The organism is Nocardioides daejeonensis (assembly GCF_003194585.1).
Taxonomy (GTDB): domain Bacteria; phylum Actinomycetota; class Actinomycetes; order Propionibacteriales; family Nocardioidaceae; genus Nocardioides; species Nocardioides daejeonensis.
The window spans coordinates 57752-83313 of record NZ_QHKZ01000004.1 but is presented as its reverse complement, the minus strand read 5'-3'; the positions used below and the strand labels follow the sequence as shown (position 1 = coordinate 83313).

Annotated in this window: 26 protein-coding genes and 3 tRNA genes; 15 read left to right on the top strand and 14 right to left on the bottom strand. The window is 68.7% G+C overall.

Annotated features, from left to right (window positions below; genetic code table 11):
- The first annotated feature begins 23 nt into the window (after positions 1-23).
- From DNK54_RS11555 to DNK54_RS11540, 5 genes are all read left to right on the top strand, one after another.
- Positions 24-97: transfer RNA gene (locus DNK54_RS11555), tRNA-Ile, on the top strand.
- Between the two features lie 61 nt (positions 98-158).
- Positions 159-287: a DLW-39 family protein gene (locus DNK54_RS21480; protein ID WP_239460052.1), complete on the top strand. Its 129-nt coding sequence runs from the start codon at positions 159-161 to the stop codon at positions 285-287.
- Positions 288-326: 39 nt separating this feature from the next.
- Positions 327-402: transfer RNA gene (locus DNK54_RS11550), tRNA-Ala, on the top strand.
- A 101-nt stretch (positions 403-503) separates the two neighbouring features.
- The gene (locus DNK54_RS11545; protein WP_110207140.1) at positions 504-890 is read left to right on the top strand and encodes a (deoxy)nucleoside triphosphate pyrophosphohydrolase; all 387 of its coding nucleotides are present in this window, start codon (positions 504-506) and stop codon (positions 888-890) included.
- Complete coding sequence (locus DNK54_RS11540) at positions 887-3769, top strand: DEAD/DEAH box helicase (protein WP_110207139.1); 2883 nt, start codon at positions 887-889, stop codon at positions 3767-3769. The genes DNK54_RS11545 and DNK54_RS11540 overlap by 4 nt, the downstream gene beginning before the upstream one ends.
- Before the next feature lie 33 nt (positions 3770-3802).
- Here DNK54_RS11540 and DNK54_RS11535 read toward each other — a convergent pair whose 3' ends face one another.
- Positions 3803-4360 carry a sugar O-acetyltransferase gene (locus DNK54_RS11535; protein WP_162602413.1) on the bottom strand — a complete coding sequence of 186 codons (558 nt, stop codon included), beginning with the start codon at positions 4358-4360 and terminating at the stop codon, positions 3803-3805.
- Entirely contained in the window at positions 4353-4922 is a 570-nt protein-coding gene (locus DNK54_RS11530; RefSeq protein ID WP_110207138.1) for a DUF488 domain-containing protein, read from the bottom strand. Before DNK54_RS11530 ends, DNK54_RS11535 begins: the two co-directional genes overlap by 8 nt.
- A gap of 160 nt (positions 4923-5082) precedes the next feature.
- Between DNK54_RS11530 and DNK54_RS11525 the strand changes: the two genes are divergently transcribed.
- From DNK54_RS11525 to DNK54_RS11515, 3 genes are all read left to right on the top strand, one after another.
- The gene (locus DNK54_RS11525; RefSeq protein ID WP_110207137.1) at positions 5083-6108 is read left to right on the top strand and encodes a hypothetical protein; all 1026 of its coding nucleotides are present in this window, start codon (positions 5083-5085) and stop codon (positions 6106-6108) included.
- 146 nt (positions 6109-6254) lie between these two features.
- The gene (locus DNK54_RS11520) at positions 6255-6773 is read left to right on the top strand and encodes a SigE family RNA polymerase sigma factor (protein ID WP_204164548.1); all 519 of its coding nucleotides are present in this window, start codon (positions 6255-6257) and stop codon (positions 6771-6773) included.
- Positions 6770-7534, top strand: coding sequence for a hypothetical protein (locus tag DNK54_RS11515; protein ID WP_110207135.1), 765 nt, complete (start codon positions 6770-6772; stop codon positions 7532-7534). The genes DNK54_RS11520 and DNK54_RS11515 overlap by 4 nt, the downstream gene beginning before the upstream one ends.
- 19 nt (positions 7535-7553) lie before the next feature.
- Here DNK54_RS11515 and DNK54_RS11510 read toward each other — a convergent pair whose 3' ends face one another.
- On the bottom strand, positions 7554-8348 hold the full coding sequence (locus tag DNK54_RS11510; RefSeq protein WP_239460051.1) for an MBL fold metallo-hydrolase: 795 nt from the start codon (positions 8346-8348) through the stop codon (positions 7554-7556).
- Between the two features lie 44 nt (positions 8349-8392).
- Here DNK54_RS11510 and DNK54_RS11505 point away from each other — a divergent pair, with 44 nt between their 5' ends.
- Positions 8393-9214, top strand: coding sequence for an SURF1 family protein (locus DNK54_RS11505; RefSeq protein ID WP_110207134.1), 822 nt, complete (start codon positions 8393-8395; stop codon positions 9212-9214).
- A gap of 14 nt (positions 9215-9228) precedes the next feature.
- Positions 9229-9639: a DUF3817 domain-containing protein gene (locus DNK54_RS11500; RefSeq protein ID WP_204164547.1), complete on the top strand. Its 411-nt coding sequence runs from the start codon at positions 9229-9231 to the stop codon at positions 9637-9639.
- An 18-nt stretch (positions 9640-9657) separates the two neighbouring features.
- Here DNK54_RS11500 and DNK54_RS11495 read toward each other — a convergent pair whose 3' ends face one another.
- Positions 9658-10269 carry a hypothetical protein gene (locus DNK54_RS11495; RefSeq protein ID WP_110207133.1) on the bottom strand — a complete coding sequence of 204 codons (612 nt, stop codon included), beginning with the start codon at positions 10267-10269 and terminating at the stop codon, positions 9658-9660.
- Positions 10270-10424: 155 nt separating this feature from the next.
- Here DNK54_RS11495 and DNK54_RS11490 point away from each other — a divergent pair, with 155 nt between their 5' ends.
- Together DNK54_RS11490 and DNK54_RS11485 are read left to right on the top strand one after the other, a co-directional pair.
- Positions 10425-10937 (top strand): peptidylprolyl isomerase, encoded by a 513-nt coding sequence (locus tag DNK54_RS11490; protein ID WP_110207132.1) that lies wholly within the window; start codon positions 10425-10427, stop codon positions 10935-10937.
- A 2-nt stretch (positions 10938-10939) separates the two neighbouring features.
- A complete protein-coding gene (locus DNK54_RS11485; RefSeq protein WP_239460050.1) occupies positions 10940-11884 on the top strand; it encodes a rhomboid family intramembrane serine protease in 945 nt (314 codons plus the stop codon).
- A 57-nt stretch (positions 11885-11941) separates the two neighbouring features.
- On the opposite strand, the gene DNK54_RS11480 is transcribed toward DNK54_RS11485, so the two are convergent.
- Genes DNK54_RS11480 through DNK54_RS11470 form a run of 3 tightly spaced genes read right to left on the bottom strand, consistent with a single transcriptional unit; the run spans position 11942 to position 14404 of the window.
- Positions 11942-12286, bottom strand: a complete 345-nt coding sequence (locus tag DNK54_RS11480; protein WP_110207131.1) for a zinc ribbon domain-containing protein YjdM — start codon at positions 12284-12286, stop codon at positions 11942-11944.
- Positions 12283-14040: a SulP family inorganic anion transporter gene (locus DNK54_RS11475; protein ID WP_239460049.1), complete on the bottom strand. Its 1758-nt coding sequence runs from the start codon at positions 14038-14040 to the stop codon at positions 12283-12285. The genes DNK54_RS11480 and DNK54_RS11475 overlap by 4 nt, the downstream gene beginning before the upstream one ends.
- 10 nt (positions 14041-14050) lie before the next feature.
- Entirely contained in the window at positions 14051-14404 is a 354-nt protein-coding gene (locus DNK54_RS11470; protein WP_110207130.1) for an ArsR/SmtB family transcription factor, read from the bottom strand.
- Positions 14405-14514: 110 nt separating this feature from the next.
- On the opposite strand from DNK54_RS11470, the gene DNK54_RS11465 reads away from it, so the two are divergent.
- Positions 14515-16335, top strand: coding sequence for a phosphoenolpyruvate carboxykinase (GTP) (locus DNK54_RS11465; protein WP_239460048.1), 1821 nt, complete (start codon positions 14515-14517; stop codon positions 16333-16335).
- A gap of 140 nt (positions 16336-16475) precedes the next feature.
- Here the strand turns inward: DNK54_RS11465 and DNK54_RS11460 are convergent, their stop codons facing one another.
- Complete coding sequence (locus tag DNK54_RS11460; protein WP_239460047.1) at positions 16476-16937, bottom strand: cell division protein CrgA; 462 nt, start codon at positions 16935-16937, stop codon at positions 16476-16478.
- 66 nt (positions 16938-17003) lie between these two features.
- On the opposite strand from DNK54_RS11460, the gene DNK54_RS11455 reads away from it, so the two are divergent.
- Positions 17004-17759, top strand: coding sequence for a DUF881 domain-containing protein (locus DNK54_RS11455; RefSeq protein WP_110207128.1), 756 nt, complete (start codon positions 17004-17006; stop codon positions 17757-17759).
- 55 nt (positions 17760-17814) lie between these two features.
- Here DNK54_RS11455 and pknB read toward each other — a convergent pair whose 3' ends face one another.
- From pknB to DNK54_RS11425, 6 genes are read right to left on the bottom strand one after another with little or no spacing between them, the layout of a single operon-like run.
- On the bottom strand, positions 17815-19605 hold the full coding sequence (gene pknB / locus DNK54_RS11450) for a Stk1 family PASTA domain-containing Ser/Thr kinase (protein WP_110207127.1): 1791 nt from the start codon (positions 19603-19605) through the stop codon (positions 17815-17817).
- A 52-nt stretch (positions 19606-19657) separates the two neighbouring features.
- A complete protein-coding gene (locus DNK54_RS11445; RefSeq protein WP_110207126.1) occupies positions 19658-21115 on the bottom strand; it encodes a peptidoglycan D,D-transpeptidase FtsI family protein in 1458 nt (485 codons plus the stop codon).
- Entirely contained in the window at positions 21112-22497 is a 1386-nt protein-coding gene (locus DNK54_RS11440; RefSeq protein WP_110207125.1) for an FtsW/RodA/SpoVE family cell cycle protein, read from the bottom strand. The genes DNK54_RS11445 and DNK54_RS11440 overlap by 4 nt, the downstream gene beginning before the upstream one ends.
- A complete protein-coding gene (locus tag DNK54_RS11435; protein ID WP_110207124.1) occupies positions 22497-23906 on the bottom strand; it encodes a PP2C family protein-serine/threonine phosphatase in 1410 nt (469 codons plus the stop codon). The genes DNK54_RS11440 and DNK54_RS11435 overlap by 1 nt, the downstream gene beginning before the upstream one ends.
- A 3-nt stretch (positions 23907-23909) precedes the next feature.
- Positions 23910-24377 (bottom strand): FHA domain-containing protein FhaB/FipA, encoded by a 468-nt coding sequence (locus DNK54_RS11430; protein WP_110207123.1) that lies wholly within the window; start codon positions 24375-24377, stop codon positions 23910-23912.
- A complete protein-coding gene (locus tag DNK54_RS11425; protein ID WP_110207122.1) occupies positions 24374-25084 on the bottom strand; it encodes an FhaA domain-containing protein in 711 nt (236 codons plus the stop codon). The genes DNK54_RS11430 and DNK54_RS11425 overlap by 4 nt, the downstream gene beginning before the upstream one ends.
- 166 nt (positions 25085-25250) lie before the next feature.
- Here DNK54_RS11425 and DNK54_RS11420 point away from each other — a divergent pair.
- Positions 25251-25334: transfer RNA gene (locus tag DNK54_RS11420), tRNA-Leu, on the top strand.
- Positions 25335-25562: the final 228 nt, after the last annotated feature.

Genomic DNA, 25562 nt, shown 5'->3' with positions numbered 1-25562 from the left:
GGGATAGTCTTCCCCGGTCGCAAGGGCCTATAGCTCAGACGGTTAGAGCGCTTCCCTGATAAGGAAGAGGTCACAGGTTCAAGTCCTGTTAGGCCCACCCCTGTTTGCCCCCCTCAGCCACAATGGGTCCGTTCCGCCCACGACCTAGGGAGACCCCCATGAAGAAGTTGCTGCTGATCGCGCTCGCCGCTGCGGGTGCCATCTTCGCGAAGAAGAAGCTGGACGAGTCCAAGCAGGAGCAGGCTCTCTGGGCCGCTGCCACGGACGACGTCAACAGGACGGTCTGACCGTCCACCGCCGGCCGCACGCTCCGACGAGCGGCCTCCGGGGCCTTGGCGCAATTGGTAGCGCACCTGCTTTGCAAGCAGGGGGTTAGGGGTTCGAGTCCCCTAGGCTCCACCAGCTCGGCTGTCGAGCTTGTCGAGACACCGCAGGTCGGTCTGCGGTTGCTCCTCTGAAACTGCCCGACGTTCACTAAGCTCGCGGTGACGTCAGGGGGAAGTGTGAGCAAGCAGATCGCCGTCGTCGGTGCGGTCATCGAGCGCGATGGGCTGATCCTGTGTGCCCAGCGGGGCCTCGGGGCACTGGCGGGGATGTGGGAGTTCCCGGGCGGGAAGATCGAGCCGGGAGAGTCGGCCCTCCAGGCGCTGGAGCGGGAGATCCGTGAGGAGTTGCGCTGTGCCGTCGATGTCGGTGACGAGGTGACGACGACTGCCCATGAGTACGACTTCGGCACGGTGACGCTCACGACCTTTCGTTGCCGCCTGGTTGAAGGCGTGCCGGTGCTGACCGAGCACGCCGCCATCAAGTGGCTCGCGCCGAGCGAGTTGCCCACGCTGGACTGGGCGCCGGCGGATATTCCGGCCGTGCAGATCCTGGCGGCGGCGTGACGTTGGACCCGTCCTGGCCGGACAAGTTCCAGCTCGACATCGAGTTCGGGTATCTCGCGAGCACGGCCGTCGCGCCCCGGCGATATAACCCGAAGCTGGTACTCAATGGCGACGACGCCACCGTCGAGCACGCGATCCTCGAAGAACTGCAGCGCTGCGACGCGTTCACCTTCTCGGTCGCCTTCGTGTCGCCCAGCGCGATCGCGCAGCTCAAGCAGCATCTCTACGACTTCGAGGGTCCGGGCCGCATCATCACCTCCGACTTCCTCGGATTCAACCAGCCACAGGCGTTCGCCGAACTGCTCAAGCTTCGTGAGCACGCGGACATCGACGTACGACGACACACCGCTCGCGGCTTCCACCCGAAGGGCTACATCTTCGAGCAGGGGCCGAGCGTCACGGCAATGATCGGCAGTTCGAACCTCACCAGCCAGGCCCTGTCGCGCAACCACGAATGGAACCTCAAAGTGGCGGCTGCCAAGGGTAGCGACCTCGCCGATCAGATCAGCCGCTTGCTGGAGGAGCAGGTCGCGGGATCCGAGCCGCTGACCGAAGAGTGGATCCAGGCGTACGCCGACACGTACGTCGCGCCGCCCCGACGTGGTCCCCAGCAGAGTCTTCCGGAACCCGCAGAACAGCCGGTCGACGTACAGCCGAATGCGATGCAGCAGGACGCTCTCCTGGCACTCGATCTGGCTCGTGCCGAGGGCGCGCGACGCGCAATCATCATCTCCGCCACGGGCACCGGAAAGACCATCCTTTCCGCGCTCGACGTTCGGGCGGCGGCGCCAGCGCGGATGCTGCTCGTGGTCCACCGCGAGCAGATCCTGGACCGCACGATCAAGGAGTATCGCCGCGTGCTCGGTGGGCCGGCTTCGGACTACGGCAAGCTGACGGGCTCGGCCAAGCAACACGATCGACGCTACGTCTTCGCCACGATCCAGACGCTGTCCCAACAGCACGTCCTCGACGGCATCCAGGCGGATGCATTCGACTACGTGATCATCGACGAAGCCCATCGCGCTGGCGCAGCGACGTACCAACGGGTCCTCGACCGGCTCGAACCCGACTTCCTCCTCGGCATGACGGCAACGCCCGAACGAACCGACGGGTTCAACGTCTTCGAACTCTTCGACTTCTGCGTGCCCTACGAGATCCGGCTCAACCACGCGCTCGAAGCCGAGATGCTCAGCCCGTTCCACTACTACGGCGTCTCCGACATCACGTACGACGACGGCCGTACGACGAGCGACGATTCCGACTTGGGCCTGCTGATCACCCCGGAGCGAGTCCGGTTCCTCATCGAGGTCCTCGAGAAGTACGGCCAGGCCGGCGTCGCTCCGTGCGGATTGATCTTCTGCAGCCGCAAGGAGGAGGCGCACGCGCTCTCAGCTGCGCTCAACCAACATCAGCTCAACGGGCGGCCGCTTCGTACGGTGGCACTCACCGGAGATGACGCAACCGACGTTCGCGAGCAACGCGTCGCCGAGCTCGAAGCTGGAGAACTCGACTATCTGCTGACGGGCGACATCTTCAACGAGGGTGTCGACATACCGCGGGTCAACCAGATCGTGATGCTGCGCCAGACCCAGTCCGCAATCGTGTTCGTCCAGCAGCTCGGTCGCGGGCTGCGCCTCGCCGAGGGCAAGGACTACCTCGTCGTCATCGACGTGATCGGCAACTACACCAACAACTTCCTGATCCCGATCGCACTCTTCGGCGACGAGTCCCTCAACCGCGAGTCTCTGCGGGAGAAGCTCAACGAGACCGTCGAGGGTGGCGTGCTGCCCGGCCTGTCGAGCGTGAGCTTCGACGAGGTCTCCCGCGAACGGATCCTCCGATCGATCGAGGCCGCGAGTCTCGACAGCATGAGGCGTCTCAAGTCCGCCCTAGAGGCGATGCAGCATCGCGTCGGTGGCATACCGAAGCTGTGGGACTTCCATCGCTTCGAGTCCGTCGATCCCATGCTGCTTGCCACGAGGGTCGAGCACTACCCCGCGCTGGTCCAGCGACTTCTGCGGGTGGATGCCGGTCTGTCAACGGCAGCTTCCCGAGCCCTGAGCCTCGTCTCCCACGAAGTCGTCGCCGCCAAGCGACTGCACGAGTTCGTCGTCCTCGGCCTCTTGCGCGAGCGTGGTGCCGTGAGCATCGCCGACCTGCTCTCGGCCTTCGTCGAGCGCGGGCTGGCGCACGACGAGAACAGCGTCAGGGCAGCCCTCGATACCTTTACGCTGACGGGGTACGCCGCCTCCGACCTCAAGCGGTACGCCGACCCGTTGGTCACTGTGGAGGGCCAGCAAGTCAGCATGACAGAGGCCTTCCGGGCTGAACTCGAAGGGTCGGAACGGCTGCGCGACGAGATCGACGACGCGCTGACGACAGGCGAAGCTCTCACGCGGACGCGCTACCGATCCGACGTACCGTTCACGACCGGGCTGCAGTACTCGCGACGCGACGCGGCCCGGATCATCGGCTGGCCGCGCAGCACCTCATCGACAATCTACGGCTACAAGACCGACCGCAGCCGCGACGTCTGCGCGATCTTCGTGACGCTACACAAGTCCGACACCATCGATGCGAGCACCGCCTATGAGGATGCTCTGCTCGACGAATCGAGTATGCGATGGTTCTCACGATCGCGCCGGACACTCGTCAGTGACGAGGTACGGGCCATCGTCGACCGCGACGTAGTCGTACACGTCTTTGTGAAGAAGGACGATGTTGAGTCTGATCACTACTATCTCGGAGTCGCGGTCGCACACGACGCGATCGAGACGACCATGCCTGATGGAGAAGGCAAGCCTCTGGCTGTGGTGACGATGACTCTGCGCTTCACCGAGCCGATCAAGCAAGGTCTGTTCGACTATTTCCGTCCCTAGAGAAGCCGCACGTTCTGAGCCCACCACCAGGAATCACACGGTCCGGATCACCCGGGCCGGGGTACCCGCGACCACGGTCCGGGCAGGTATGTCACGGGTGACCACGGCGCCGGCGCCTACTACCGCGTGGTCGCCGATGGTCACGCCCGGCAGCACTGTGGCGTTGCCGCCGATCCACACGTTCTCGCCGATCGTGATCGGATGAGCGCTCTCCAGTCCGCTGCGACGCACCTCGGGGTCGAGCGGATGGGTCGGGGTGAGTAGCTGCACGTGCGGGCCGATCAGGGTGTCGTCTCCGACGGTGATGGCAGCGCAGTCCAGGGCGGTCAGCCCGTAGTTCACGAACACTCGGTCGCCGAGACTGGGCTGGGTGCCGTAGTCGACGTAGAGCGGTGCCCGCACCATCACCTGGTCACCTACCCGGCCGAGCAGCTCGCGCAGCAGGGAGTCGCGCCGTACGGGATCGGTGCCGGGGGCGTTGAACTGATCGGCGAGCGCGGCGGCGCGGGTCGCGGCGGCAACGAGTTCGGGGTCCGAGGCGAGGTAGAGCTCGCCGGCGAGCATGCGCTCGCGGGCGCTCGGCTCAGTCATCGGCGTCCTCCGTCGCCGGATAGGTGACCGTGCCGTCAGGGTCGACGTGGGGCGCGGCACCCCACTGGCCGAGGCGGTGCTCACGCGGCGGCGCGGTGGTCATCAGGTGCTGCACGGACCACCCGCGGGCCGCGAGCACGTTCGAGATCAGCAGGCGGTGACAGCGCCACGGCATCGGCTCGCCACACATGATCACGACGTGCTGCTGCTCCGCGAGCCGCTCCAGTTCGGCAAGGCCGTGTTGGAACCCCTCGGTGAGCGTGTAGTCGGCGTAGTTTTTGAAGCTCGCGTTCTGCCACGCGGCGTTGACCTTGGGGTCGACCTCCTGCTTGCGCCGCCGCCCGCCGAGGTCGGTCAGGTGGAGGTAGTCGATACCCACCTCCTCGAGCCAGGCCGGCATCTCGTCGGCGTCGAACTGCGGGCTACGGCGCGAACCCGGCAGCGCACGTACGTCGGCAAGTAACTCGATCTCAGCCGCCAAGAGCGGCTCCAAGAAGACCGGCTTCGGACAGGTCCAGTGGCCGATCGTCCAGATCGTGTGCCCCGGCGTTGTCGCGTCCATAGGAGACCGGTTCCCCGAGGGCGACAGATCAACCGGACTGGTTGCATCACGTCGTGAACCCGCCGCTCGGGAGCGGGCCATCGCGGTGAGTACGTCGCGACGGCGTAGCTGGATCCGGTGCGGAAGAGAGGGCCACAGGCGGTCGGGGAGAATGGCACCCATGCGCAGCCGTCTCGGGATCCTCCTCGTGCTGCTGCTCGGCCTGCTCCTTCCACTTGGCTGCGGCGGATCGCCGGAGACGAGGCCGAAGGCGGATCCGGAGCCGACTCTCATCGCGGTGCCGCAAGACCTACAGGTGGAGCCGGACCGGCCTGCCACCGACCCGCGGCAGGCGCTCGCTCTGATCCCTGCGGATGCGACCGAGGTGACGATCACCGACTGGCGCGAGATGCGCGACCGGCTCGGCTATCCGCGCCTCACCAGCGACTCGCTGATGACGGACCGGATCGCCTTCTGGGAACGGGCCCGTCGTGAGGGGCTGGCGCTCGCCGAGGGGCTGCTGCGTCCCGAGGCGTCCCGACTCTGGCTCGACTACGACCTGAGCCAGGACGACGTGCAGTGGGAGGCTCGTTTCCGCACCCCCGCGGGCTCGGGCTTCGTGCTGCTGTTCCGTCGCGACCTCGACATGGCCCGGGTACGCCGCGCGGTGACGGACCCGGCGACGAAGCTGCGGGGCGAGGTGCTCGCCCAGCAGCATCTGCTTGTCGACGGCGTCGCCGACGAGGGCGACCCGGTGCTCGCCTCCGTCCCCGGCATCCTCGACCTGTACGAGCCGGACGTGGAGTCGAGCTACCTGCGCACCTCCTGCGTGCCGACCGACGAGGCACTCGGCGACGACGCCACCGTCGAAGATCTCGACGCGCTGCTGGCGAAGCAGGACATCCGGTTCCTCCGGCCACTCGAGGCGTTCACGGTCAGCTTCTCCGGGCCTGTGGCCACTGCGCGGCTCGGCGCAGGGAGGACCGACCTGCACGACCGGGTGGCCCTGATCGACCTCTGGCCCCAGCTCGGGCCCGTCACCTGGGCGGATGCGTTCCAGGGCATGCCCGTCGGCGACAGCACCGATGGGCGGGTCGGTCTCCAGGTGCGCAACCCGGCCGCTGCCGTCGGGCTGGTGCTGGCGGGCCGGCTGCCCTTCGCCGTCTGCAACGAAGTCGTCCCCATGGCGGTGCCGACGGGGCTCTGACCTGGTGGACGATCGAGCGTGAACCCCGTGCACTTTTGGCCGCCGAGAAGTGCACAGGACTCACACTCGATCCTCCCCGCGGTGTGAGCGCACACTATTTCTCGTCCGGGTGTCACGTGCCATGCCTCTGGAGGCGTCAGATGGGCATGAAGAGGAAGCGGAGCGTCGAGGAGTTCACGACGTTCGTGCAGGAGACAGGTGCGCAGCTGCACCGCGCCGCGCTGCTGCTGACCGGTGACCATCACCTGGCCGAGGACCTCACTCAGGCGACCTACGCGAAGACCTTCGCGGCCTGGTCGCGGGTGAGTGCCGCGGACAGTCCGCTCGCCTACGCACGCACCACGTTGCTCAACACCTATCTCTCGCACCGCAGACTGCGGCGCAACTCCGAGCAACCCGTCGACGACTCCCTCTTCAGCCACCAGGAGGTCCACGCGACCGACCCGACCACGCGGCTGGACCTGTTCGACGCCCTCGCCACGCTGGCGCCGCTCGACCGCGCGATCGTGGTCCTGCGCTACTGGGAGGACCGCAGCGTGGCCGATGCCGCGCACGACCTGGGGATCACCCAGGAGACGGTCCGCACGCGCTCGCGTCGCGCCTTGGCGCGGCTCCGGCCCCTCCTGGAGGCCCACCATCCCGGCTTCGAGAGGACCACCCCATGAACGACTTCGACACCCGACTCGGGGACGCACTGCGGGACCGCGTCCGCGGCGAGCAGCCCGACCTACGTCAGCTGACCGAAGGCTCGGTGCGCGCCGGAACCCGCATCAAGCATCGCCGTACGGCGGGCATCGGCGCGGGCGTCTTGGCCGGACTGGCAGCGGCCGCGGTGGTCGCCATCGGCCTGCCCGGCGGAGGCACAGCGGACCCCGGGCCTGAGGTCGGTCCCGCTGCCGGGAGCTCCGGAAGCAGCGCCCCCACCCTCGACGAGGAGTGTCTCGAGCGTCTCGACGACTTCCGTGTCTCGCACGGCAAGATGCCGGCCGACGACTCCGCCCTGGATGACTACGTGAACGGCCTGGGTGAGCAGGAGGGCAACCCGCCGAGCACGCGAGAGGATCAGCTGAAGGCGATGAGTCCGCGGCTCTGTGAGGAGCCGCCTGTCGAGGAAGACAGCAGCGCGTCTGTCGGAAAGCAGGATCTGCCGATCACCTTCGCCCTGGAGGGCTGGAACTGCGACTTCCCGGCCGATGACAAGTTCCCCTGCTCCGGTCCCAACGATGCCTGGTTGTCGTTCGTGGTGCGTGACGCCGCGGACCACGACTATTGGGCCGACGACGCAGACAAGGGCGGCGACCCGAACACGGTGTGGGTGAGCGAGGTGCACGACAACTACTTCGTCAGCGTGCAGGGCAAGCTCCGTGGCACTCCGCTGGACGACGTCATCGAGGGCCTCACGTTCGCACCCACCTGGGAGCGATGAGGAGCAGCCCACGACCGCGTCAGAAGCGGGCGAGCTCGACCTCGTCGTGGGCGGAGAAGACCCGCACCTCCGGATGTCCGGCGACCAGCTCTCGGAGCCGCTCCTGGTTGTGGCGTCGAGCCTTGTCGTCGGCCGCGAGCAGCTTCTGGAAGACCGTGAGCCCGGGCTTGCGGCGCACCGGGGTCTCCACCTCGCCGTGGAAGAAGTAGGAGTCACCGGCGTGCAGGAGCCAGCTGTCCGGGCCTTGCGCGGTGTCGCGCACGGCCACGCCACAGTGTCCGCGGCTGTGGCCACGCAGCGGCACCAGCAGTACGTCGTCACCCACCGCCCGCACGGACTCGAAGCCGAACCATCGATCACCGCCGCTGCTGTGGGGCACGAACTCGGGTCCGTGTGACCACTGCACGCTGCGGTAGCGGTTGCGCTCGCTCAGCTTGGGGTTGCGCGCTGCGTCGAGCTCGGCGAGATCCACGTGGATCCGGGCGTCCGGGAAGTCTCCGATGCCTCCGATGTGGTCCAGGTCCATGTGGGTGACCACGATGTCGCGCACGTCCGCGGCGGTGAAGCCGAGCGCCTCGACCTGGCGAACGGCGGTCTCCGACAGCTCGAAGGCCGGTCGCATCATGGAGACGAACGGCTGCCCGAGTCGGGCCGGGTCGGCGAGATCCGCCGTACCGAAACCGGTGTCGACCAGCAGCAGGCCGTCGCCGCGCTCGACCAACAGCACGTGGCAGACGACGCGTTCGCTCGCCCATCGACCGCCGACCGGTCGCATCGTGGCGCAGTTGAGGTGGTGCACGAGGGGAGTGGACACGGGCCACAGGCTAGCCGTTCGGAACGCCTCCGTAGAGTGGTCCGGTGTCACCTGCCTCAAGGATCCTCGCCCCGCGCTACTGGGGATTCCATCTGTTGGCGCTGGTCCTCGTCGCTATCGCGGTGGGCCTGGGCAACTGGCAGCTCGACGCCTGGCAGGCGCGGCGCCAGGCAGATGCCGTCGACCTGACCAGGATCACCCCGGTTCCCCTGGTCGACGCGATGGGACCCGACGACCCGTTCCCCGGCAAGCTGGTCGGCCACCCCGTGGTGGTGGAGGGCACCTGGCTGTCCCAGGGCACGGTGCTGATCAGCAACCGTGAGCAGGACGCCAAGGACGGCTACTGGGTCGCTACTCCCCTCACCGTCGGCGACCCCGAGGCGCCGGCCATCATGATCGTGCGCGGCTGGACGCGCAGCACCGACGAGGTGCCGCCGGCGCCGACCGGTCGCGCCGAGCTGGTGGTCAACCTGCAACCCGGCGAAGGCACGGGGGCCGTCGACGACAACCCCGACGACGACATCTTGCCGCAGCTTCGGATCGCCGACGCCCTCAACCATGTCGACCGCGACCTCTACGGCGCCTACGGCGTGGTGGCCACCGCGGCCGCCGACGGTGACTGGCCGATCGGTGCCGCAGCGGTCAACCCCGGCACCGACGGTCTCGAGCCGGCCACCTTGGACCAGCTGCCGAAGACCAAGGCGACCACGGCACTGCGGAACCTCTTCTACGCCGTCGAATGGTGGATCTTCGCGCTCTTCGCCGCCTACGTGTGGTGGCGCTGGGTCCGCGACGAGCTCCAACGCCTCGATGAGACGCAGGCCACCGACGCCGAGGGCCCCGAGGGGTCCGCTACCGAGGCTTGAGTAGATTCGCAGACGTGAGCAACCCCGCGCTGACCCGCTACCGCTTCATGGCCACCGTCGTCGGCATCCTGCTGATCGTGCTGATCCTCATCGGCGTGCCGCTGGCCAACTTCGACGGCACCGGCATGTGGCACATCTTCCCGAGCACTCCGGACCTCTGGGCGGACGGCTCCACGGCGCACAACCTCGGTGAGGCCATCACGCAGTATCTCGGCGTCGCCCACGGCTGGCTCTACATGATCTTCCTGATCACCGCGTTCTTGCTCGCCCGACAGGAGCGCTGGGAGATGTCCTACACCGTGGTCACCCTGATCTGCGGCACCATCCCGGTGCTCAGCTTCTGGGCCGAGCACCGGGCCACCCAGCGGGTGAAGGCGGAGGACGCCGCCGACGCTGCCGCAGCGGCCGAAGCCGCCGCGGAGTAGCGCCCAGGCCTGGGTGTCTCAGGTCTGGTCGCCGGGCGTCTCCGGCTGCTGGAGGTCGACCACCTCCGCCGGGTCGTCGGGCGTGGTGTCGGCCTTCGGCTCACTCTCGTCTCGAGCGTCGGAGAGGGCCTCTCCGGGGGCCGCACCGGCGGCGTCGTCGGGACCGACCACCGCAGGCGACGACGGCACCGGGGGCACCTGGTCGGCGGCAACGGCGGCAGTGGCCCCGTTCGGCGTGGGTGCGGGAGTGGGCACGCCGCGCGGCGCGGACCCGCCGCCGGACTCCCACGGCGGCTGCTCACCGCGCGACCGCAGCGCCTTGAAGACAGCGGCACCTACGCCGAGGACAGCGGCCAGCAGCACCGCCGTACGGAGTCGGCGCTTGCCGGTACGACGGGACCCGCGCCCGCGGCCGCAGCGCTTCTTCGCTTCGGACCGGGCCTCGGCGATCGCGTGCGCGGCGACCTCTCGGCCATCGGTCAGGGCCTGGGCAGCGACCTCTCGTCCGTCGGTCAGGGCGTCCTTGGCTGTCTCGTAGGCCGACTCCAAGGAACTCTCGACGACCGGCTTGATCTCCTCGACCGCATCGTGGGCCTGCTCCAGCAGGCTGGTGGACTTGCGCTTTGACATGTGTTGATCGCCTCCCGTGAATGGCTGGTTCCTTCGATCCAACCCGGCTGAGCCGACAGAACCAACCCCTGAGCGCGGGTGGATGTGCTCCGAGTTGCCCGGCCTGCGAAGATTTGGCCGACACAATCTGATGCATCTACGAGGAGAGGGCACCTATGTCCGACCTGCAGGCCGTCCTGAAGACCAACAAGGGCGACATCACCATCAATCTGCTCCCCAACCACGCTCCGGTGACGGTGGAGAACTTCGTCGGCCTGGCGGAGGGCACCAAGGAGTACAACACCGGCGACGGCCGCAGCGGACCGTTCTACGACGGTCTCGGCTTCCACCGCGTCATCGACAGCTTCATGATCCAGGGTGGCTGCCCGCTGGGCACCGGCACCGGCGGCCCCGGCTACCAGTTCAAGGACGAGTTCCACCCCGAGCTGCAGTTCGACCGTCCCTACCTGCTGGCGATGGCCAACGCCGGCCCGGGCACCAACGGCTCGCAGTTCTTCATCACCACCGTGCCGACCCCGCACCTCAACATGCGGCACACCATCTTCGGTGAGGTCGCCGACCAGGCGAGCCGCGACGTCGTCGACGCCATCGGCACCACCCGCACCGGTGCGATGGACCGCCCCGTGGAGCCGGTCGTCATCGAGTCCGTCCAGATCGTCCGGGCCTGACCGTGTCCGAGGGTCATCCCGCTCCGGGCGCCCCGGAGTGCTACCGGCACCCGGGGCGGGAGACCTGGATCGTCTGCCAGCGGTGCGCACGGGCGATCTGTCCCGACTGCATGCGGGACGCCGCGGTCGGGTTCCAGTGCCCCGAGTGCGTCAAGCAGGGGGCGAAGGAGACCCGCTCCGGCCGGACGACGTACGGCGGCACCCGCTCGGGTGATCCGCGGATCACCAGCATGGTGCTGATCGGGCTCAACGTGATCGTGTGGCTGCTGATCCGCGCGACCGGAGGCGGCGGCAGCGCCCTGGTCAACCGGATCGCGCTGATGCCCACGGGCAAGTGCGTGCCCGACAACGACCACGGCAGCTACTTCCCCGACATCGCCTCGGCTGCGACCTGCCCCCCGCCCGGGTACGCCGCCCACTGGGTCCCGGGCGTCGCCGACGGCGCGCCCTGGCAGCTGCTGACCTCGGTCTTCACCCACATCGACCCGCTGCACATCGCTTTCAACATGTTGGCGCTGTGGTTCCTCGGCCCGGCTCTCGAAGCCGCCGTCGGGCGGCTGCGCTTCCTCACGATCTACCTGGGCTCGGGCCTGGTCGGCTCGGTCGCGGTACTGCTGCTCGCCGACGCCGGCAGCATGACGGCCGGCGCCTCCGGCTCGATCTTCGGTCTGCTCGCTGCCCATCTCATCATCGGCCGCAAGGTGGGCGCGGACCTGAGCCAGCTGATGTTGTGGATCGGGCTCAACGTGCTGATCACGGTGCTCAACACGGACTCCATCTCCTGGCAGGGCCATCTCGGTGGCTTCGTCGGTGGCGCCCTGCTCACCGCAGGCATCGTGCACGCTCCGCGAGGATCCCAGCGGGGCACCTGGCAACTGGCGCTGGTGCTGCTGGTCATGATCCTCGCCGGCATCGCCGCGGTGTTGCGGATCAACGCCCTGGCTTAGAGGTTCCGCCGGCAGGGGGTGTCGAGCGGACCGCCGCGCTGCCCGAGTCGGAGTTCGTCAGGTCCTCCTGACGAACTCCGACTTCAGCTGCATCGCGCCGATCCCATCGATCTTGCAGTCGATGTCGTGGCCACCGAACCCGTCGGCCAGCCGGATGTTCTTCACCTTGGTGCCGACCTTGACGACCAGTGACGAGCCCTTGACCTTGAGGTCCTTGATCACGGTCACGGTGTCGCCGTCGGCCAGCGGCGTGCCGAAGGCGTCGGTGATCGCCGCGCCTGTCTCGGAGGCCTCCTCCTCGGCGGACCACTCGTGGCCGCACATCGGACAGACGAGCAGGGCACCCTGCTCGTAGGCCAGCTCCTCGTGGCACTCGGGACAGGGCGGCAGGGTGGCGGTCATGCAGGGTCCTCCTGGGACGTCGTGGCGGAAGGGGCGTCGGTGGGGTCGTGGGTGATGCGCGCGACATGGAGTCGTGCGTGGGCGATCGCCTCCGGTGTGGTGGCGAAGAGGTGGCGCTCGTGGGCCAGCTGCTGGGGCACACCCAGGTGGCGGAGCACCGCGAGATGCTCCGGCCGTGCACCCGAGATCAGGACCGTCACCCCACGTCGTTCCAGCCGGCCGATGACATCGGCCAGCACGTGCGCCCCAGTGGCGTCCACCGTGGTCAGATGCGACATGCGCAGCACGACGACGCGCACGGTGTCGACCTCGGCGAGCTCGAGGAGGAAGTCGTGGGCCGCGGCGAAGAAGAGCGGACCCTCGAGTCGATAGGCGACGATGTGCTCGTCGAGCAGCCGACGTTCCTCCTCGTGGTGGTCGCCCTCCTGGTGCTCGCGGTCGTCGAGCGGGATCTCCGAGAGCCGGGCGGAGGCGGCACTCTGCCGCACCGCGAAGAAGCCCGCGGCGACCAGCCCGATGATGACGGCGAGCACGAGGTCCAGGGCGATCGTCGCGGCGGCGGTGATCAGGAGGGTCGCGGCATCCCCCGGAGTGGCTCGCAGGAGCGGGGTCAGGCTGGAGACCCGGATCATCTGCACAGCGGTGGCCACGAGCACACCGGCCAGCGCTGCCAGCGGGATGTGGGCGACCCAGCGAGAGACGACGAGCACCACCGCGAGGAGCAGCACCGCATGGGTGAGGGCAGCCAGCCGCGAGCTCGCGCCGGAGCGCACGTTGACCGCCGTACGGGCGATCGCGGCAGTGGCCGGCACGCCGCCGAAGAGCGGGCTGGCGATGTTGGCCAGTCCCTGGCCGAAGAGCTCGCGGTCGGGATCGTGGCGCTCTCCGACGCTCATCGCATCGGCGACGGTGGCGGAGAGCAGACTCTCCAGGGCGCCCAGGGCAGCGACGGCGACCGCTGCCAGGAGCAGGGTGTCGAGATCGGCCCAGGGCACCGCGGGCAGGCGGGGTGCGGGCAGGCCCGAGGGGATCGAGCCGATCGTCGCCAGCGCAGGCTTGCCCCGGTCGGCGAGCAACGCGTTGCCGAGGGTCACGCCGACGACCAGCACGAGCGCTGCGGGGAACGCCGCGCGCACCCGTGCCATCGCGACGATGCCGAGCGCTACCCCGACCGCGGTGAGTGGGGCTCCCCAGGTCGGCCGCTCCGACCAGGCGTGCAGCGCCTCGCGGGTGAGGACCAGGATCTTCTCCGCATGGACGTCGACCCCGAGCGCCGCGGGCAGTTGTTGCAGCGCGATGATCGCCGCGATGCCGACGGTGAAGCCCTCGATGACCGGCACCGGCAGGTAGCGGATCGCCTGGCCGGCCCCGGTGACGGCCAGCACCAGCAGGATCACTCCGGCGAGCAGGCCCACGGTGAGGACGCCGTCCACCCCGTGCGCGGCGACGATCGGGATCAGCACCACCGTCATCGCGCCGGTAGGCCCGCTGACCTGCACCCTGCTTCCGCCGAAGACTGCGGCGACCGCACCGGCGACGATCGCCGTGACGAGACCGGCGCCGGCGCCGACCCCGGAGCTGACGCCGAAGCCGAGCGCAAGCGGCAGCGCCACAAGGGCGACCATGACACCGGCCGTCAGGTCGCGGCGCAGGTGGACGTGAGCCCAGTCCTCACGGCGCGGGAGCAGCCGGTCGCCACGGACCAGCAGCCCGGCCAGGGTGCGCCCGGAGCGGCCGGGCATCGCCGCGTTCACGTGGCTGGGTTCATCCGGCGGCGCGGTCGGGCGCCAGGGGCGAGACGACCAGCTCGTCCTCGAAGTCGCTGCGGGACTCGGCAAGGCCGACCAGGATCCGTCGTGCCGACATCAGCAGGTCGCGGACCTCGGGCGCGCTGATGGAGTAGACGACGGCCGTCCCTTCCCGGCGGGAGACGACCAGCGACGTACGCCGGAGCACGGCGAGCTGCTGGGAGAGGTTGCTGGGCTCGATCGCGATCTGCTCCAGCAGCTCGTGCACGGCGTGGTCACGCTCCGAGAGCAGCTCCAGGATCCGGATCCGGGCCGGGTGGCCCAGGGTGCGGAAGAACTCGGCCTTGGTCCGATAGAGCGGAACTCCCACCGCGCACCCCTCCCGATCTCTGCTGCCTACGTCCCTGACCGTTACAGTACAGCAATTGAAGAAGTATTCATGTCGTGATCCCTTAGGGACGAGAAGGCAGGAGTGAGTGCGTGGCTGATTGGCAGCGGGTCATGGAGAACGCGGGTCTGACGAACCACCATGTCCAGCAGTACGTCGAGACCTGGGCGGCGATCACCGGTGCCGCACGCGTCGAGGTCGTCTCCGCGGCCGACGACGCACGCTTGATCGAGGAGGCCCTGGCAGCGGGCGAGCTGTTCCCCGCCGGCGAGGGGCGCTACTACTCGCGCTCCTACTACAAGGACACCGCGCGGGCCGAGGAGCGCACCATCGTCGCTACCAGCGACGAGCACGACCAGGGCGTCTACAACAACTGGCGCCCCGCGGCCGAGATGAAGCCCAAGCTCATCGAGCTGATGACCGGCGCCTCGGCGGGCAAGACGATGTACGTCATCCCCTACCTGATGTCACCGAAGGGGTCTCCGGTCGAGCGCTTCGCGGCCGGCGTCGAGCTGACCGACAACCGCAACGTCGTGCTGCAGATGATCCGCATGGCACGGGTGGGTGCGGAGTACGTCAACGATCTCGGCGACTCCTTCGTCAAGGCCGTGCACGTGACCGGTGACCTGGAGAACCTCGGCCAGGGCACGCCCGAGGACCAGCGCTACTTCGTGACCGTCGCCGACGAGCGCACGATCCTCCACTACGGGTCGTCGTACGGGGGCAACGCGCTGCTCGGCAAGATCGCCCACGGCCTGCGCCAGGGCTCCTACGACGGCTGGAAGAACGGCTTCCTGGTGGAGCAGTTCATGCTGCTGGGCATCGCCGACAAGGAGACCGGCAAGAAGTACAACATCTGCGGCGGCTTCCCGTCGGCCTCGGGCAAGACCAACCTCGCGATGACGCTGGCCCCCGATGCGCTGGGCGACCGGTACTACGTCGAGTTCTATGGCGACGACATCGCCTGGATCTGGGTGGGTGAGGACGGCAGGCTCTATGGCATGAACCCGGAGAACGGTGTCTTCGGGGTCGCCAAGGACACCAACGAGAAGACCAACCCGACCGCGATCGACGCGATCGTCGAGGGCAGCGGGGCGATCTTCACCAACGTCGCCTACAACCCGAGGACCCAGGAGGTCTGGTGGGAGGGTCGCGGCGACAAGCCGACCGACCTCGACGGCTGGGAGGACTGGAAGGGCGAGGTCATCGCCGACCGGGCCCCCGAGGACGCCGACGCTCCCTGGGCGCACCCGAACAGCCGGTTCACCACCACGCTGGCCAACGTGCCGAACGTCGCCAAGGACTTCGAGGAGCCCCAGGGAGTTGAGATCCACGGCATCATCTTCGGTGGCCGGACCCGCGACCGGGAGCCGCTGATCCGGGCGATCACCGACGTCGCCGAGGGCGTCTACGACGGACTCACCCTGGGCGCCGAGGCCACCGCGGCGGCCGACGGCCTCGAGGGTGTGCTCCGCTACGACCCGATGTCGATGCGCCCCTTCATGTCCTACGCCGAGGCTGACTACGCCGCGCACTGGCTGGAGGTGATCGGTCGCGCGACGACCAAGCCGATCTTCGCCCACGTCAACTGGTTCCAGCGCGGCGAGGACGGCCGCTTCCTGTGGCCCGGCTACCGCGAGAACCTGCGGCCGCTGGTCTGGCTGATGCGGTACCAGAACGGCGAGGTGAGTGGCGTGGAGACCCCGGTCGGCGTCATCCCGGCTCGGGAGGAGCTGGACCTCGACGGCCTCGACGAGCAGGCGCTGACCGACCTGGACGCCGTGCTGCGCATCGACGTCGAGCGGTGGCGTCAGGAGATGGGCCACCGAGAGCAGCACCTGGCCCAGTTCGCTGGACTCCCCGAGGAGATCTGGGTGGCGCATCGCCGGGTCGCCGAGGCGCTGGAGAAGTGAGGACGGGAGTTTTCCACACTGTGGATAACTCCTGTGGAGAACTTACACACGTGTGATTCCCCAGGTCAGAAGCGAGAGAACAGCCGAGGCCCGGCCCCCTACAGGGGACCGGGCCTCGGCTGTGCAGCAGATCGGGAGCGTCACTCCCAGCGAGTGGCGAAGGTGAAGCCGACCGCCATGAAGGCGATACCCACACCCAGGTTGAGCTGCCCCAGGTCGGTCAGCAGCCAGATGTCGTGCTGGTTGTCGGCGAAGACGTAGAAGGTGCAGATCCACAGCAGCCCGACGAGGAAGCAGGCCAGCATCGAGATCACCACGCCGCGCCCTCGGCCCAGCGGCGTCGTGGGGTGCGCGGAGATCATCAGGCCGACGAACGCGGCCCCGAAGCCGATCGCCCAGTTCCAGTCGTCCAGCTTCTTCATGCCGGGGATGAGGGTGCTCGGGTCGGTGCCCTCCAGCCGCATCTCGCGGGTGTAGGTCGTCCACAGCACGACGTAGGCGGCGCCTGCCACGAACAGCAGGATCGACAGGATCAGCCGGACTGAGATGATCGGTCCCGTCGCCTGATCCATCAGGTCGATCTCGTCCTTGGACTTGGCCACCACATACTCCTCTGAATTCACGGGCGAGCGCATCCAATCGTTGCGCACCCGGTTAGCGTAGTCGTCATGAGCCCCACCTCTCACGACCACCGGCAGAAGTTGCCGGGTTGGCGCTGGGCGACGCCGGTCGCGTTCGGCTGTGCAGGGCTGCTTTTCGTCGCCAGCGCGCACTCCTCGGACGGCACCGATCTGCGACCCGGACGCAACGACAACCTGGCCAGCCTGGTCAAGAGCGAGTCCTCCCAGCTTCAGCAGATCCAGGACCGCGCCGCCGGCCTCTCCCGCGACGTCGACGACCTCTCCGCCCAGGTGCAGGACAAGGGTGTACGCCGCGCCCGCACCACCGCTGCCTCCCTCGAGGCGCCGGCCGGGTTCCGGGAGGTCGCCGGCGCCGGCATCACGGTCACCCTGGCTGACGCGCCGCGTTCGGTGCGCGAGGAGTCGGACGAAGACATCGACCTGCTCGTCGTGCACCAGCAGGACATCCAGGCTGTCGTCAACGCCATGTGGCGAGCGGGTGCCGAGGCCATCACCATCCAGGGGCAGCGCCTCATCTCGACCACCGGCATCAAGTGCGCCGGCAACTCGGTGGAGCTCCAGGGCATCCCCTACCCCCAGCCGTTCGTGATCCAGGCGGTGGGAGATCCCGATCGGCTCCAGGCTGCTATCGACGCCGACGCCTACCTCACGCTCTATCGGAGCCAGTCAGCCGATCCGGACATCTCCATCGGCTGGCAGATGGCGCACGACCTGCATGTGGTCGCACCCGCCTACGAGGGGTTGCGCACGCTGACACACGCCGTACCGCTCGCGGAGTCGTAGCGAGAACGGCCTCGGCCCCCGACCCGAACTCGGGTCGAGGGCCGAGGCCGGTGCTTCAGCGCCGGCTCGCGGGCGGCTGCGCGTCGCTCCGTGGCCGGAGCAGCGGGCTCGTGTCGTCGGTCGGCGAGGTGTCGTCACTGGGCGACTCCGACTCGGTCGGGCTCGGCTCCTCGGTCGGCTCCACGTAGGTGGAGACGGTGATCCGGATCTCGTCGCCCTGGTTCTTCGTGTCGCCCTTCTCGGTCGACTGGTCGATCACGGTTCCGGCCGGCTCCGTGGTGTCATCGGTCTCGACGACGTAGGCCTTGAAGCCGGCGTCCTCGATCGCCTGGATCGCGGCGGCGCGGTCCATCCCGACGACGTACGGCACCTCCTTGGGGCCGTTGGAGACCTTGATGGTCACCACCGTGCCCGGGGGAACGACCTCGCCAGCAGTCGGATCCTGGGAGAGCACCTTGCCCTTCTCCTCGTCGGAGTCCATCTCCTCGAAGCGCACCTTGAGGCCGGCCTTGCGCAGTGCCTTGGCGGCTTGGTCGCGTTGCATCGAGGTAACCGGCGGCACCGTCACCGGCTCCGGACCGGTCGAGACGAAGAGCTCGATCACCGAGTCCGGCGGCACCCAGGCGCCCTGTTCCGGGGTGACGTCGTAGACCTCCCCCTTCTTCGCCGTCTCGTGCGGAGTCTCGGTGATCTTCGCCGTGAAGCCGGCGTCCTCGACCGTGGCCTTCGCCTGCTCGGCCGACATGCCGATCAGCCCGGACGGCACCTGCACGTCCTTGACGTCGTCGTCACCACCGCGGTTGAGGAACCAGATGCCGCCGGCCAGCAGCGCCAGCAGCAGCACGCCGATCAGGATCCACATCCCGGCCTTGCTCTTCGGCTCCTCCTCCTCGGCCACGGCGGCAGCCGGCTGCGCGCCGGTGTTGTGCTGCGGCAGATAGGTGGTCGACTCGACGGGCGGCGGGGGGGTGAGCGGCACGGCCGGGGCGGAGACCGGGCGGCCGGCCAGGTAGCGCTCGATGTCCGAACGCATCGCCGCGGCGGACTGGTAGCGGTCCTCGAGCCGCTTGGCCAGCGCCTTCATCACGATCGCGTCGATCTCCGGGGGGAGCTCCGCGTCATGCGCCGACGGCGGTACGGCGGGCTCGCGCACATGCTGGTAGGCGACCGCGACCGGGGACTCGCCCACGAAGGGCGGCCGGCCGGTGAGGAGCTCGTAGAGCAGGCAGCCGGTCGAGTAGACGTCGGAGCGCGAGTCGACGGTCTCACCGCGGGCCTGCTCGGGCGAGAGGTACTGGGCGGTGCCGACGACGGCCGCGGTCTGGGTCATCGTGGTGGAGGCGTCGGAGACGGCCCGGGCGATGCCGAAGTCCATCACCTTCACGTCGCCGCCGGGCGTGAGCATCACGTTGGCCGGCTTGATGTCGCGGTGGATGATGCCGGCGCGGTGGGAGTAGTCGAGGGCTGAGAGCACGCCGGAGGTGATCTCGAGGGCGCGGTCGGGGAGGATCTTGCGACCCTCACGCAGGATGTCGCGCAGCGTCCGCCCGGCGACGTACTCCATGACGATGTAGGGCTGTGCCACCCCCTGCGGCGACATCTCCTCGCCGGTGTCGTAGACCGCGACGATCGAGGGATGGTTGAGCGAGGCGGAGGACTGCGCCTCGCGCCGGAAGCGGGCCTGGAAGGTGGCGTCGCTGGCGAGGTCGGTGCGCAGCCGCTTCACCGCCACCACACGCCCCAGCCGGGTGTCGGTGCCCTTGCGGACCTCCGCCATCCCGCCGCGGCCGAGCAGCTCGCCCAGCTCGTAACGGCCACCGATCAGCGTCGGCTCGTCGTTCGTCATCTCACATTCCCTCTCGAACCCGTCGAACGCTCACACACGTCGCGAAAATCCCTCACTTGACCACGGCCTCCATGATCGCCCGGGCGATCGGCCCGGCCTGTCCGCTGCCGGAGACATAGTCGGCATCCGACTTCTGCACCATCACCGCGACCGCCACGTCCTTGCCGCCGGAGGAGGCGAACGAGACGAACCACGAGTAGTTCTGGCACCCGGCACAGTTCTCCGCCGTACCCGTCTTGGCTCCCACCTCGACGCCCGGGATGGCGCCGACCGAGCCGGTGCCGCGGTCGACGACCGAGACCATCATCTTGCGCAGCTCGCTGGCAGTGTCGGAGGAGACGGCCCGGCTGTACTCCGCCGGGTCGGTCGACTCCAGCAGATCGAGGTCGGCCGACCTGACCTTGTCCACCAGGTAGGGCTTCATCACGATGCCGTCGTTGAAGATGCCGGCGACCACCATGGCCATCTGCAGCGGCGTGGCCCGCACGTCTTGCTGCCCCATGCCCGTCTTGGCGAGGAAGTCGTCGGAGATCTCCTCGGTCGGGTAGGCGCTCGGCGCCTGCTCGGAGTCGTCGAACTCGTCGAGCAGCGTCGAGTTGAAGCCGAACTTCTCGGCCTGGGCGAGCATCTTGTCCTGACCGACCTGGTTGGCCAGGGCGAGGAAGGTGGTGTTGCAGGACTGCTCCAGCGCCTGCACCAGCGGGATCTGGTCGGTCCCGCAGGCCCGGCCGCCATTGTTGATCGAGAGCCGCGTGCCCGGGAGCCGGTACGACGACCCGCCCGGAACCAGCGAGTCCGACCGGTAGCCCTCCGCCTCCATGGCGGCCGCGGCGGTGACGAGCTTGAAGGTGGAGCCGGGCGGCAGGGTGACCTGCGTGGCGCGGCTGAGACGGGGCTTGTCGGCGCGCGTCTGGAGCGCCTTGTCGTAGGCGTCGACGGCGGTCTGGTCGTGGTCGGCGTACTTGTTGGGGTTGTAGCTGGGCAGCGAGACCATCGCGAGGATCTTGCCGGTGTCGGGCTCGATCGCCACGGCACCGCCCTGGACGTCGTCGCCCAGCGCCAGCAGTCCGTCGTACGCCGCCTTCTGGGCCTTCGCGTTGATGGTCAGCTCGATGCTTCCGCCCTTGGGCGAGGCGTTGTTGACCAGGTCGACCAAGCGGGTGACGAAGAGCCGGTTGTCGTCGCCGTTGAGGAGCTTGTTCTGGCTGCGTTCGAGCAGCGTGGAGCGCACCAGCGCGAAGTAGCCGGTGATCGGGGCGTACATGAACGGCTGCAGGTAGACGCGCTGGAACTTGTAGCGGTCGTCGGACTCGATCGACTCGGCGATCTTGCGGCCGTTGACGAGGATCGAGCCGCGCTCCCGGGAGAGAGTCTCGACCTTGACCCGGGCGTTGAGCGGGTTGTCGTTGTAGTCCTCGGCCTTGATGTACTGCAGGTAGGTGACGTTGCCCAGCAGCAACAGGAGCAGCAGCATGCAGAAGAGCGACATGGTGCGGATCGGCTTGTTCACAGCTTGACCACCTGCGTCTGCTCGCTGGCGTCGGCGTCGTCGGACTCCGTGGAGAGGTCCGGGATCGGCCGCCGGGCCTGGTCCGAGATGCGCAGCAGGAGCGCGATGATCACCCAGTTTGCGACCAGGGAGGAGCCGCCGTACGACAGGAAGGGCGTGGTCAGGCCGGTCAGCGGGATCAGGCGGGTGACGCCGCCGATCACTACGAAGACCTGGAGGCAGAAGACCAGGGCGAGGCCGCTGGCCATCAGCTTGCCGAAGCCGTCGCGGCAGACCAGGGCGGCGCGCAGGCCGCGCTCCACGATGAGACCGTAGAGCAGGATGACGGCCATGACGCCGGTGAGGCCGAGCTCTTCGCCGATCGCGGAGATGATGAAGTCCGACTCGGAGATCGAGGTGAGGTCGGGCCGGCCGAGGCCGAGGCCGCGGCCGAGCAACCCGCCCCAGGCCATGCCGAAGAGGCCGTTGCCGACCTGCTGGGAGCCGGTGTCCCAGTGGGCGAAGGGGTCGAGCCAGGCGTCCACGCGCGCCTGCACGTGGCCGAAGAGTCGCCAGGCGGTGAAGGCGCCGGCGAGGAACATGGCGCTGCCCACGAAGAGCCACCCTGGTCTCTCGGTGGCGATGTAGAGCATCGTCAGGAAGAGGCCGAAGAAGAGCAGCGAGGAGCCGAGGTCGCGCTGCAGCACCAGGATGCCGAGGCTGACCGCCCACATTGCCAGGATCGGTCCGAGGTCGCGGCCGCGCGGAAGGTCGATGAAGAGGAGCCGGCGTCCGGCCAGGGCCAGGGCGTCGCGGTGCAGCACCAGGTAGCCGGCGAAGGTGATGACCAGCAGCACCTTCGCGACTTCACCTGGCTGGAAGCCGATGGGACCGATCCGGATCCAGATCCGGGCGCCGCGGATGCTGGTGCCGATCAGCGGCAGCATCGGCATGATCAGCAGCACGATCGCCGCCAGGCCGGAGGTGTAGGTGAAGCGTTGCAGGATGCGGTGATCGCGCAGCACCACGAGGGTGAGCACGAAGAGGACGACGCCGATCGTCATCCAGGTCAACTGCTGCGCGGCGAGCGAACGGTCCTTGGCGAGGTCCAGGCGGTAGATCACCGCCAACCCGAGGCCGTTGAGTGCGGTGACCACGGGGAGGAGGACGGGGTCGGCGTACGGCGCGGTCAACCGGATCGCGACGTGCCCGGCCACGGCCAGGGCGGTCAGCCACCCGCCGTACACCACGATGTCGGTAGGCACCTCGCCGTCGACGCCGAGCCCGACTGCCGCATAGGCGCCGAGGCCCACCGCGAGGGCGAGGATGAGCAGGAAGAGCTCCGCACCCCGGCGGCGCCGGTGTACGAATCCGAGGAAGGCTCCAGGGGCTGGGGTGACCACTACTGGGTGCCTTCGGAGCCTCGGTCGGTGCCGGAGCCCAGCTGGGACTCCTCGGCTGAGGGAGAGTTCGACGGCACGGCGTCGCTCGCGTCGTCGGAGCAGTCGCCGGCGGCGAGCAGTTCCTGCACCTTGCGCTGGGCGGCCTGCAGGTTGGCGGCCTCGATGCCTTCGCGGACGCTGTCGGCCTCGAACTCGCAGATGTCGTCGAGGGTCAGGTCGTAGGTCTCGACGGGAGTGTTGAGGTCGATGAGCGGCAGGTCGTAGTCGACGCCGCGGAAGATCGTGACCTTGTCGTCGTGCACCGAGACGAAGTACTGGCGCTGGGAGGCGGCCCACATGGCCGCGCCTGCTGCCCACACCATGCCGACGAGGATCGCGAGGACGCCGAGCAGCTTCAGCCAGCCGAACCGACCAGGGGCGCGGGGGGCGTAGCGGGCGACCTCGGGGTCGATCGGGTCGCTCGGGAAGGCGTGTGCCGGTACCTCGGCGGGCACCGGCTCGATCTCGCCGGTGTCTCCGGTGCGGTGGCCGAGGAAGCGGCTGGCCATCTGGCCGAACCCGCGACGGGGCAGCTCGGCGGCGGCGCCGACCAGGAGCGGCGCGGTGCTGAGGGCGCCGTCGTCTCCCGCGCCCGTGTCGGGGCCCTGCTCGGCCTCGTCGGTGCCTGGGACCACGACGTCGGCGACGACGCAGGTGACGTTGTCGGTGCTGCCGGCCTCGAGACTGGAGCGGACCAGCTCGACGGCGGCGTAGTCCGGGGTGCCGGTGCGCAGGATGTCGAGCAGGCGCTCGTCGTCGAGGACGCCGCTGGCACCGTCGCTGCAGAGCAGGATCCGGTCTCCCTCGGCGAGGTCCACGATGAAGAGGTCGGGCTCGGTGTCGCGCATGCCGTCGACGGCTTTGAGGATGAGGTTGCGGTGCGGGTGCACACGCGCCTCCTCCTCGGTGATCCGGCCCTCGTCGATCAGGGACTGCACGAAGGTGTGGTCGCGGGTGAGCTGGCTGATGGTGTCGGCGCGCACGAGGTAGGCGCGGCTGTCGCCGACGTGCCCGACCGCCAGCCGGTGACCGTCGAAGAGCGCCACGGTGGCGGTGGTGCTGGTGCCGGTGAGGCTGGAGTCGGAGTCGACGAGCTCTCCGATCCGGTCGTGGGCGCGGTGCAGGGCCCCGGCGACCAGGCCGAGCAGGTCGTCGTCGGCGGGCTGCTGGTCGAGGCGGCGGATCTGCTGGATCGCGGTGCTCGAGGCGATGTCGCCGCGGGCCGCGCCGCCCACCCCGTCACAGACGGCGAGCAGCCACGGGCCGGCGTACCCGGAGTCCTGGTTGTCCTTGCGCACCCGGCCGACGTCGGAGAGCGCGGAGAAGTGGAGGCGCAGTTCGGGAGTTGCGGGTGCGTCGCTGGAGGTCACGGGTCACTTCCTCAGTTCGAGGACCGTCTTGCCGACGCGCACCTGGATGCCCAGGGCCAGGGTGGTCGGTTGGGTGATCCGGGCCTGGCCTACGTAGGTGCCGTTGGTGGAGCCGAGGTCCTCGACGAACCACTGGTCGCCCGAGAGCGCGATCCGGGCGTGCCGCGTGGAGACGTAGTCGTCGTCGAGGCGAATGGCGGCGTCCTGGCCGCGGCCGATCAGGATCGGTGCCTGGGAGAGGTCGGCGCGTGCCCCGGCGTTGGGGCCTTCGACGACCGCCACGTGGGTGGGCGAGCCGCGGCGGCGCGGCGGCGCCTTGGGCTGGCGACCCTTCGGCGCGCGCTGCGGGGCGTTGGCGGGCACCCGGGCGCCGTACATGTCGGTGCGGATCACGCTGATCGCGGAGAGCACGAAGATCCAGAGGATCGCGACGTAGGCGAAGCGGATGAGGAAGAGGGTCAGTTCACTCAAGAGCCGGCTCCTCGGACGAGTCGCAGCGTGATCACCGTGTTGCCGACCCGGACGTGAGAGCCGTCGGAGAGCTGGATCTCGGAGACCTTGCGACCGTCGACCTGGATGCCGTTGGTGGAGCCGAGGTCGTGGACGGAGACGACGGGGCCGTTCATGGTGTGGTTGATCCGGAACTCAGCGTGGCGGCGGCTGATCCCCGGGTCGTTGATGCGCAGGCCGGCGTCGGCGCCGCGGCCGACCACGAGCCCGGGTGGGTTGAGCGGGTGCCGGACTCCGTTGACCTCGAGGAGTACGTCGGCGCGTCCGACCTGTGTGTCCGTGGCGTTGGTCTGCACCTTCGCCTCTGCGGCGCTGCGCACGCGGAAGCGACCCGTGGTCAGATCGTCGGCCTCGTCGAACTCGATGCGCACCGGGCCCGGGAAGACGTAGCTCTGCTGGTCGGCGTGGTCCCGCAGCACATTGGTGAGCTCGTGGGCGAGGGTGGAGTCGTACGGCGCCAGCCGAGCCAGGTCGGCCTGGCTCAGTTCCACGTGGAACGAGTTGGGCACGAGGCGCCGGTCGCGACTGAGGATCTGGGCGTTGTTGTCGACCTCGCGCTGGAGGGCGGCCGAGATCTCCACCGGCTGCACCGCACTACGGAACGCGCGCGCGAAGACCCCGGAGATCATCTGCTCCAACCTGTTCTCGAAGCGCTGCAAGCCCCCCACGGTGCCTCCTTCCGCTGCGGTCTGTGTGGTCGGCGAAGTGTCACGGCAGCCCGTCGGAGTCGAAGGCCACGCGGCGATGCTATCCGTGCAACCCTCGCAGACAGGTGGTCCGACGCGTGAGTTTGGGCGATTCGCTGGCGGTGGGATAGCCTTGCACCCGCTTCAAGCGCGAGTGGCGGAATAGGCAGACGCGCACGGTTCAGGTCCGTGTGCCCGAAAGGGCGTGGGGGTTCAACTCCCCCCTCGCGCACGCTTGAGAATGTGGCCCCTGACCAGCGGAAACGCCGGTCAGGGGCCCCAGTCATTTCCGCCCTTGTCCACACCGTGTCAACACGGGACTGGCGGGGCCTGCGCGACCCCCACGCCATCAGCTGTGCGGAGTCCAATGTCGTGACCTTCCGCGAAGGTGCCGCGTTCGCTCCTTTGGTTCTGGCTCGCTTGGACGAGCCCGCTCCTCGCGCCGCTGCGCGACGTCAAC

Bases quoted from the DNA above. Each gene is read 5' to 3' on its own strand.
- DNK54_RS11490 (WP_110207132.1), top strand. From the start codon at position 10,425: ATGTCCGACCTGCAGGCCGTCCTGAAGACCAACAAGGGCGACATCACC.
- DNK54_RS21480 (WP_239460052.1), top strand. From the start codon at position 159: ATGAAGAAGTTGCTGCTGATCGCGCTCGCCGCTGCGGGTGCCATCTTC.
- DNK54_RS11535 (WP_162602413.1), bottom strand. From the start codon at position 4,360: ATGACTGAGCCGAGCGCCCGCGAGCGCATGCTCGCCGGCGAGCTCTAC.
- DNK54_RS11520 (WP_204164548.1), top strand. From the start codon at position 6,255: ATGAAGAGGAAGCGGAGCGTCGAGGAGTTCACGACGTTCGTGCAGGAG.
- DNK54_RS11455 (WP_110207128.1), top strand. From the start codon at position 17,004: ATGAGCCCCACCTCTCACGACCACCGGCAGAAGTTGCCGGGTTGGCGC.
- DNK54_RS11525 (WP_110207137.1), top strand. From the start codon at position 5,083: ATGCGCAGCCGTCTCGGGATCCTCCTCGTGCTGCTGCTCGGCCTGCTC.
- DNK54_RS11480 (WP_110207131.1), bottom strand. From the start codon at position 12,286: ATGACCGCCACCCTGCCGCCCTGTCCCGAGTGCCACGAGGAGCTGGCC.
- DNK54_RS11515 (WP_110207135.1), top strand. From the start codon at position 6,770: ATGAACGACTTCGACACCCGACTCGGGGACGCACTGCGGGACCGCGTC.
- DNK54_RS11495 (WP_110207133.1), bottom strand. From the start codon at position 10,269: ATGTCAAAGCGCAAGTCCACCAGCCTGCTGGAGCAGGCCCACGATGCG.
- DNK54_RS11530 (WP_110207138.1), bottom strand. From the start codon at position 4,922: ATGGACGCGACAACGCCGGGGCACACGATCTGGACGATCGGCCACTGG.
- pknB (WP_110207127.1), bottom strand. From the start codon at position 19,605: ATGACGAACGACGAGCCGACGCTGATCGGTGGCCGTTACGAGCTGGGC.